Raw genomic sequence first — 7,503 nt, forward strand, 5'->3', positions numbered from 1 at the left:
AGTGCCATTTACGGTGACTGACACACCGCTATCGCGAGCAGGCTCACTCCTACAGGTTTTGCGTTAGCCGCCAGTTTTTGCGACTAAGCCATCCGCCCGGAGCATCCCGCGAATCCCGCGTACCGCCTGACGAATGCGGTCCTGGTTTTCGATCAGCGCAAAGCGCACATGATCATCGCCATACTCACCAAAACCCACCCCCGGCGAGACGCACACCTTGGCCTCGGCCAGCAGTTTCTTGGCAAATTCCAGCGAACCCAGATGCGCGTACTGCTCGGGAATTTTCGCCCAGACATACATCGACGCTTTCGGATTCTCGACCATCCAGCCCAGTTCATGCAGACCTTTGACCAGTACGTTGCGACGCTGGCGATACTGTTCGGCGATGTCGCGCACGCATTGCTGATCGCCTTCCAGCGCAGCAATCGCCGCCACTTGCAGCGGGGTGAAGGTGCCGTAGTCGTGGTAGCTCTTGATCCGCGCCAGCGCGTTGACCAGTTCCGGGTTGCCGACCATGAAACCGATGCGCCAGCCGGCCATGTTGTAGCTCTTGGACAGGGTGAAAAACTCCACCGCGATGTCCTTGGCGCCTGGCACCTGCATGATCGACGGCGCTTTCCAGCCGTCGTAGACGATGTCGGCGTACGCCAGGTCGTGAATCACCAGCACGTCGTACTGCTTGGCGAGGGCGATCACTCTTTCGAAGAAGTCCAGCTCCACGCATTGTGCGGTAGGGTTCGATGGGAAGCCGAGGATCATCATTTTCGGTTTCGGGATCGAACCGCGAATGGCCCGTTCCAGTTCATCGAAGAAGTCCACGCCCGGCACCAGCGGCACTGAACGCACCTGGGCGCCGGCAATCACCGCACCGTAGATGTGAATCGGATAGCTCGGGTTCGGCACCAGCACTGTGTCGCCCTGATCCAGGGTCGCCAGCATCAAGTGAGCCAGGCCTTCCTTGGAACCGATGGTGACAATCGCTTCGCTTTCCGGGTCGATATCGACCTCGTAGCGCTGCTTGTACCAGTTGGAAATCGCCCGGCGCAGGCGCGGAATGCCCTTGGACGTCGAGTAGCCGTGAGTGTCTTCGCGTTGGGCAACTTGTACGAGTTTTTCGACAATGTGCGGCGGCGTGGCGCCGTCGGGGTTGCCCATGCTCAAGTCGATGATGTCTTCACCACGACGACGCGCGGCCATCTTCAGCTCGGCGGTGATGTTGAAAACGTAAGGGGGGAGTCGATCTATGCGCGCAAAGCGGCGCGGCGAACCTTGTTCGGCCATTGTTGCCTCGGATAACGTAAGCGCCCGGAACCGTCCGAGCGACGCTGGTCACTGCGGTGACCTGTGGCGGAAGATAAGGTCAGTGATGGCATACTGTCCAGCCCGTTTGTAAACAATTTTGTCCCAAGGAAATCGGTAGATGGAATTCACCAGCGGCTTCTTGCTGAGCCTTTCGCTGTGCCTGGATATCGGCGTGGCCAACATTGCGATGATCACCCTGGCGATGCAGCGCGGTTACTTTCAGGGCTTTGCGCTGGGCCTCGGCACTTGCGTCGGCGACCTGATCTACGCGGTGCTGGCGCTGGCCGGCATGACCGTTTTGCTGCAATACGAGACCGTGCGCTGGGTGTTGTGGATTGGTGGTTCGGCGCTGCTGATCTACTTTGCGGCGAAGATGATCTACTCGGCGATCCATCACGAAGCGCAACTGGCCGCGACCGCCGAGGTAGGGCAGAACTCCCATCGCAAGGAGTTCTTCCGTGGGATTTTTCTCGCTATGTCATCGCCAAGCGCGATTCTCTGGTTTGCCGCTGTTGGCGGTACGTTGATCGCCCGTTCCGGTGGCGGTGGGTCGCTGAGTTCGGCGCTGTTCCTTGGCGGTTTCCTCTGCGCCGGGCTGCTTTGGTCGGCGGGTTTATGCTTTGCCGCGAGCCACGGTGGCAAGCTGCTGGGCGACAAGCTGTTGCGCTATTCCTATATGGCATCTGCAGCGATCTTCTGCTATTTCGCGGTCTACGTGATCGTATCCGGCTATAACGAGTTTGTCGGTTCGGGCGCCGTCGAGCAGTTGCATTCGCTGTAAGCGTGCGAATTGGGTTTGGCTTTCTATACTCCCAGCCGAACCCCTTTCTTGTTCCAGGAGTCGAGTCATGGATGAGCAAACACGCGTCGAAGTGGCTGAACCTCGCTTCGAACATGGACACTTCCTGCTGATTGCAGGCTTTCGCGGTCGATTTACTCAAGACACAGCAAAAGACATCCCGGCGCTGTGGGAAAAGTTCTTGCCGCACCTGGGAAAGATCCAAGGGCAAAAGAACGAAGTGACCTACGGTGTTTGCAGCAATTTCGACGGCAAGGGTGGCTTCGATTACATCGCTGGGGTGGAAATCAGCAAGCTTGATGACCTCGACCAGAAGGTTTATCAGTGGGTGGAAGTGCTGCCTCGGCAGTACGCGGTGTTTGAGCACAAGGGACCGCTCGATCAGTTGCCGCAAACCCTGCAATACATCTACAAAACCTGGCTGCCGAGCTCTCATTACGTGGAGCTCAACGCCCCGGAACTGGAGCGCTACAGCGCCGATTTCAATCCGCGGCTGCACACCGGCAAACTGGAAATCTGCGTACCGGTCGATACCAAGGCCTGAGCCGACAACCATGAGGCGGATCAATGATCCGCCTCATGGTTTTCAACCGCGTTTACCCTTGGCCAACCGTCGCGCCCGCAACAGGTCGATGCCGAGAGTGATAAAGCCGAAAGTACTGATGCCCAACACCATCAACAGGCCGATTTCAACGCTGCTCATAAACGGTTTCCCCCAAGGGTAGTCAGAGACACACCTCAGAAATAGCCCGCCGCCTGCACGAAGAAAAGCGCTTATACGCAGGCTTTACGCCGCCCGTGCGCATCGATATGCAGGCCTTATTCCTTTATGCTTTCGGCACTTTCTTCTGCTGATTTCCGAGCCGCCATGAACACCGTCATCCGCAACGTCACCGCCGCCGACCTGGACCGCTGCTACGCCATCGAAACCGTTGCCTACGAAGGTGACGAAGCGGCTACCCGCGAGAAAATCGCCACGCGCATCGCGACATGGCCGGAAGGGTTTGTCGTGGCCGAAGTGGATGGTGTGGTGGCCGGTTTCGTCAACTCCGGCGCGGCGTTTGATGTGCAGATGTCGGACGAGGCGTTCAAGGAACTGATCGGCCATGACCCGAAGGGGCCGAACGTGGTGATCATGTCGGTGGTGGTGCACCCGGATTATCAGGGGCAGGGCTTGGCCAAGCGCTTGATGGGCGAGTTTATCGAGCGTATGCGTGCGATGGAAAAAGCGACGATTCATTTGATGTGCAAGGAAAAGCACATTCCGTTGTATGCCGGGTTTGGCTTTGCCTACATCAAACCGTCGGAGTCCGACCACGGCGGCATGGCGTGGCACGAGATGATCCTGACCCTCTAACCCATTTCTTCCTGTCAATGATCGTTCCCATGCTCCGCGTGGGAATGCAGCCGGGGACGCTCTGCGTCCCAAAATCGTGACGCAGAGCGTCACAAGAGGCATTCCCACGCAGAGCGTGGGAACGATCATTTACGGGAGGGTCAGTAAAGGGTGTCGCTTACTCGTTTCGGCGCTTCGCGGTCGTAGGTTTCGGCGTCGAACTCGCCATCATTCAGGCGCTTATGGAAGGCGCCCGCAGAGGGCAGGGCCGAGCGTGGCAGGTGCGTTTCCGGGTTCCACGCGTCGGAGCGGACGAAGGCTTTCGAGCAATGAAAGTACGCCGCCTCCACCGTCACCAGCAACACGGTTTTCGCCGGTTTGCCATTCACCGCAAAACTCTCCAACAACTGCGGCTCCGCGCTGATCGTCGCAGTACCATTGACCCGCAATGTCTCGCCAATCCCCGGAATGATGAACAGCAGCGACACCCGCGAATCCTGCAGCACATTGCGCAAGGTATCGATGCGGTTATTGCCCGGGCGATCCGGCAGCGCGAGCGTGCGCTCATCAATGATCCGCACAAACCCGGCTTTGTCACCGCGCGGCGAATTATCCAGGCCATCGGCGCCCACCGAGCTGACAATCACCAGCGGCGAAACCCGCACCATCGCCTGATAATCTTCGTTGAGAAAACCGATCTGTTTGCGCACCGCCCGCTCATGGGGCAGTCCGTAAATCGCTTCCAGCGCTTCGATTGAATCGATCATCCTTGCTCTCCCGCTCACTTAGAAAAACAGCCCCATGCGCCGCTCATAACCGATTCGGCCCTTGTACGCTTCGCCGCTGTCGACATAACCGTGTTTGGCGTACAGCGCGATCGCGGCATCGTTGTCGGCGTCCACTGACAACTCTAACCCTTTGATCTCCGGCCACGCCTGACGCGCAACCTCGGGCAGTGCTTGCAGACACGCCTTGCCGAAACCCTTGCCCTGCGCCCTGCGATCAACCTGCAACGCATGCAAGGTGGCGCTGTGTTCATTGGCCCAGGCCGGCAACACCGGCGGGCGTTTGAGCAGCAGAAACGCCACCGGCACTTCATCCGCCAACAGGGCAAAACCCTTCACGCCCGGGCCGGGTTTCGACAGCAGCGTGTGCAACGCGCCATGAATATCGCCAGAGAACTTGATTTGCTCGGCATGGATTTCAATCGCTTCGACTTGCTCACGCTGCAAAGCGTTGAGGCTGTCATACGGCACGAGTTGGGCTGACACGGGAATTTCCTTTTTCCTACAAAGATGAGCCTCGGATTCTAGCGATTTTGTGTTCTGTAGAATTTTTTTGTTTGCTCTGTCGATCTGCCCAATCGCCGAACGACTAAGGGTGTCTTCACAACAAAAAACACGGAGAACACCATGAGCGCACAAACTGAAATCCAGACCCTGATCAACACCTACCGCGAAGCCGTCATGACCAAGGACGTGGAGAAAGTCATGGCGTTGTATGCCGACGACATCGTCTCCTTCGACGCGATCAAAGCGCTGCAATTCAAGGGCAAACCGGCCTACCGCGCGCACTGGGTCGAGTGCATGGAAATGTGCCCCGGCCCGCACATTTTCGAATTTCACGAAATCGCCATTGAAAGCGCCGACAACATCGCCTTTGCACACTGGGTGGCGAACTGCGGTGGCACCAATGAGAAAGGCGAAACCCAGAGCTGCTGGATGCGCGTCACCGCCTGCTATCGGCAGGTTGGCGGGGCGTGGAAAATCGCCCATGAACACTGGTCGGCGCCGTTCGATCCGATGAGCGGCGCGACCCTGTTCGATGTGACTCCCTGATCTTCAGCCATAGTTGATCCGTCCGATTCAGGAGAACGCCATGAAGTATTTATGCCTGGTCTACAGCGATGAGCGCCTGCTGCATTCATCGCCCGACAGCCCGGAAGACGCCGAGTGCTGGGCCTACGCCGAGTCGATTCAGGGCAGCGGGCGAATGGTCGCCGCCGAAGCGCTGGAGTCGGTGCAGACCGCCACCACGGTGCGTATGCGCAACAGCAAGTTATCGATTACCGATGGCCCGTTCGCCGAAACCAAAGAGCAATTGGCCGGTTTCTATCTGATCGACGCCAAGGACCTCAACGAAGCGATCCAGGTCGCCGGCAACATTCCGGCCGCGCGGGTTGGCAGCGTCGAAGTGCGGCCGGTGCGGCAGTTGAATGTCTGAGGTTCGGACGCGGGTCGAGCAGGTCTATCGCGAAGACTCGCGGCGGATTCTGGCGACGCTGATTCGCCTGCTGGGTGATTTCGACCTCGCCGAAGAAGCCTTGCACGAGGCGTTCTTCGTCGCGGTCGAGCGCTGGCAACGCGACGGCGTGCCGGATAATCCGCGTACCTGGCTGGTCTCGACCGGACGCTTCAAGGCGATTGACGTGTTGCGCCGGCGCGCGCGGTTCAAGGCCTCGCAGCCGTTGTTGCTGGCGCAACTGGAAGAACTGGAACAGGCCGACTGGAGCGGTGAAGACGTGGAAGACGATCGCCTGCGGCTGATCTTCACCTGTTGCCACCCGGCACTGGCGGCGGATGCGCAAGTGCCGCTGACCTTGCGCGAAGTCTGCGACCTGACCACCGAGGAAATCGCCCGCGCCTTTCTCTCGGCGCCAGCGGCGATTGCCCAGCGCATCGTGCGGGCCAAAGCCAAGATCCGTGATGCGAAAATCCCTTATCAAGTACCGAGCCGGAGCGAATTGCCAGAGCGTCTCGACAGTGTGTTGCGGGTGATTTATCTGGTGTTCAACGAAGGGTATTCGGCGTCGGTCGGGGCTGAATTGACGCGTGAAGATCTGACGCGTGAGGCGATCAGGCTGGGACGGTTGTTGATGGAATTGCTGCCGGAGCCGGAAGTCATGGGGTTGCTGGCGATGATGTTGTTGCACGAGTCGCGGCGTCTGGCGCGCACTTCGCCGGAGGGTGAATTGGTTTTGCTCGACGATCAGGATCGCTCATTGTGGGATAGCGCGTTGATAGCCGAAGGTTGTGCGCTGGTCGAGCGTGCACTGACCACGCGGCGGTTTGGGCCTTATTGTTTGCAGGCAGCGATCGCGGCAGTGCATGCCGAGGCGCCGTCAGCGGCAGAAACCGATTGGGAGCAGATCGTCGGCTTGTATGACGTGCTGTTGCGTGCGGTGCCTTCGCCGGTGATCGAGTTGAACCGGGCGGTGGCGGTGGCCAAGCGTGATGGGACGTTGGCGGGGTTGAATCTGATTGAAGGGATTTTGGCGCGGGGCGAGTTGCAGGATTACCACTTGGCGCATTCGGCGCGGGCGGAGTTTTGTCGGCGGTTGGGCAGGGTGGGAGAGGCGAGGGCGGCGTATTTGCGGGCGTTGGAGTTGACCCGACAAGAGCCGGAGCGGCGGTTTATTCAAGGGCGGCTCATGGCGCTGGAATTGCCCTCACCCTAGCCCTCTCCCAAGGGGAGAGGGAACTGATTGGGGGATATTGGAGAGGTTCACCGACTTGAAAGCTCAGTTGGGAATCCATGATCGAACCAAATTTCACGACCCTATATACCGCAGCAATCATTCCATAATCGACTCGGTTTTTCAGGTCGATGTACGACGCAAGACACCTCGGTCGACCCCCTCTCCCACCGGGAGAGGGCTGGGGTGAGGGGCTTTTGAGCTCATATCCAATGAATCCATAATCGACTCGGTCCTTCAGGTCGATGTCTGACGCAAGACACCTCGGTCGGCCCCCTCTCCCGCCGGGAGAGGGCTGGGGTGAGGTGCTTTTGAGCTCATATCCAATGAATCCATAATCGACTCGGTCCTTCAGGTCGATGTCTGACGCAAGACACCTCGGTCGGCTCCCTCTCCCTCCGGGAGAGGGCTGGGGTGTGGGGCTTTTGAGCTCATATCCAATGAATCCATAATCGACTCGGTCTTTCAGGTCGATGTCTGACGCAACACACCTCGGTCGGCCCCCTCTCTCTCCGGGAAAGGGCTGGGGTGTGGGCCTTTTGAGCTCATATCCAATGAATCCATAATCGACTCGGTCCTTCAGGTCGATGT

At 58.7% G+C, this 7,503-nt stretch carries 9 protein-coding genes; 6 read left to right on the forward strand and 3 right to left on the reverse strand.

Going from position 1 to position 7,503, the window contains the following annotated elements; genetic code table 11:
* Window positions 1-63: 63 nt before the first annotated feature.
* Window positions 64-1,281: an alanine transaminase gene (gene alaC, locus ACW9IR_RS27940; RefSeq protein WP_457465834.1), complete on the reverse strand. Its 1,218-nt coding sequence runs from the start codon at window positions 1,279-1,281 to the stop codon at window positions 64-66.
* Between the two features lie 139 nt (window positions 1,282-1,420).
* Between alaC and ACW9IR_RS27945 the strand changes: the two genes are divergently transcribed.
* From ACW9IR_RS27945 to ACW9IR_RS27955, 3 genes are all read left to right on the forward strand, one after another.
* Window positions 1,421-2,083 carry a LysE family translocator gene (locus ACW9IR_RS27945; protein WP_457465836.1) on the forward strand — a complete coding sequence of 221 codons (663 nt, stop codon included), beginning with the start codon at window positions 1,421-1,423 and terminating at the stop codon, window positions 2,081-2,083.
* Between the two features lie 67 nt (window positions 2,084-2,150).
* Window positions 2,151-2,645: a GyrI-like domain-containing protein gene (locus ACW9IR_RS27950; protein WP_038362587.1), complete on the forward strand. Its 495-nt coding sequence runs from the start codon at window positions 2,151-2,153 to the stop codon at window positions 2,643-2,645.
* A 324-nt stretch (window positions 2,646-2,969) separates the two neighbouring features.
* Window positions 2,970-3,458, forward strand: a complete 489-nt coding sequence (locus ACW9IR_RS27955; RefSeq protein WP_457465838.1) for a GNAT family N-acetyltransferase — start codon at window positions 2,970-2,972, stop codon at window positions 3,456-3,458.
* Window positions 3,459-3,598: 140 nt separating this feature from the next.
* On the opposite strand, the gene ACW9IR_RS27960 is transcribed toward ACW9IR_RS27955, so the two are convergent.
* Together ACW9IR_RS27960 and ACW9IR_RS27965 are read right to left on the reverse strand one after the other, a co-directional pair.
* A complete protein-coding gene (locus ACW9IR_RS27960; protein WP_457465840.1) occupies window positions 3,599-4,204 on the reverse strand; it encodes a pyridoxamine 5'-phosphate oxidase family protein in 606 nt (201 codons plus the stop codon).
* An 18-nt stretch (window positions 4,205-4,222) separates the two neighbouring features.
* Window positions 4,223-4,708 (reverse strand): GNAT family N-acetyltransferase, encoded by a 486-nt coding sequence (locus tag ACW9IR_RS27965; RefSeq protein ID WP_007917784.1) that lies wholly within the window; start codon window positions 4,706-4,708, stop codon window positions 4,223-4,225.
* Window positions 4,709-4,849: 141 nt separating this feature from the next.
* Here ACW9IR_RS27965 and ACW9IR_RS27970 point away from each other — a divergent pair, with 141 nt between their 5' ends.
* From ACW9IR_RS27970 to ACW9IR_RS27980, 3 genes are read left to right on the forward strand one after another with little or no spacing between them, the layout of a single operon-like run.
* Window positions 4,850-5,275 (forward strand): YybH family protein, encoded by a 426-nt coding sequence (locus ACW9IR_RS27970; protein ID WP_457465843.1) that lies wholly within the window; start codon window positions 4,850-4,852, stop codon window positions 5,273-5,275.
* A 40-nt stretch (window positions 5,276-5,315) separates the two neighbouring features.
* On the forward strand, window positions 5,316-5,660 hold the full coding sequence (locus ACW9IR_RS27975) for a YciI family protein (protein WP_457465845.1): 345 nt from the start codon (window positions 5,316-5,318) through the stop codon (window positions 5,658-5,660).
* Window positions 5,653-6,894, forward strand: coding sequence for an RNA polymerase sigma factor (locus tag ACW9IR_RS27980; RefSeq protein WP_457465846.1), 1,242 nt, complete (start codon window positions 5,653-5,655; stop codon window positions 6,892-6,894). The genes ACW9IR_RS27975 and ACW9IR_RS27980 overlap by 8 nt, the downstream gene beginning before the upstream one ends.
* Window positions 6,895-7,503: the final 609 nt, after the last annotated feature.

The sequence above is a fragment of the Pseudomonas sp. SDT291_1_S447 genome (genome assembly GCF_054070155.1).

Coding starts and splice junctions, on each gene's coding strand:
- alaC (WP_457465834.1), bottom strand. CDS start 1,281: ATGGCCGAACAAGGTTCGCCGCGCCGCTTTGCGCGCATAGATCGACTC.
- ACW9IR_RS27975 (WP_457465845.1), top strand. CDS start 5,316: ATGAAGTATTTATGCCTGGTCTACAGCGATGAGCGCCTGCTGCATTCA.
- ACW9IR_RS27945 (WP_457465836.1), top strand. CDS start 1,421: ATGGAATTCACCAGCGGCTTCTTGCTGAGCCTTTCGCTGTGCCTGGAT.
- ACW9IR_RS27960 (WP_457465840.1), bottom strand. CDS start 4,204: ATGATCGATTCAATCGAAGCGCTGGAAGCGATTTACGGACTGCCCCAT.
- ACW9IR_RS27970 (WP_457465843.1), top strand. CDS start 4,850: ATGAGCGCACAAACTGAAATCCAGACCCTGATCAACACCTACCGCGAA.
- ACW9IR_RS27950 (WP_038362587.1), top strand. CDS start 2,151: ATGGATGAGCAAACACGCGTCGAAGTGGCTGAACCTCGCTTCGAACAT.
- ACW9IR_RS27955 (WP_457465838.1), top strand. CDS start 2,970: ATGAACACCGTCATCCGCAACGTCACCGCCGCCGACCTGGACCGCTGC.
- ACW9IR_RS27980 (WP_457465846.1), top strand. CDS start 5,653: ATGTCTGAGGTTCGGACGCGGGTCGAGCAGGTCTATCGCGAAGACTCG.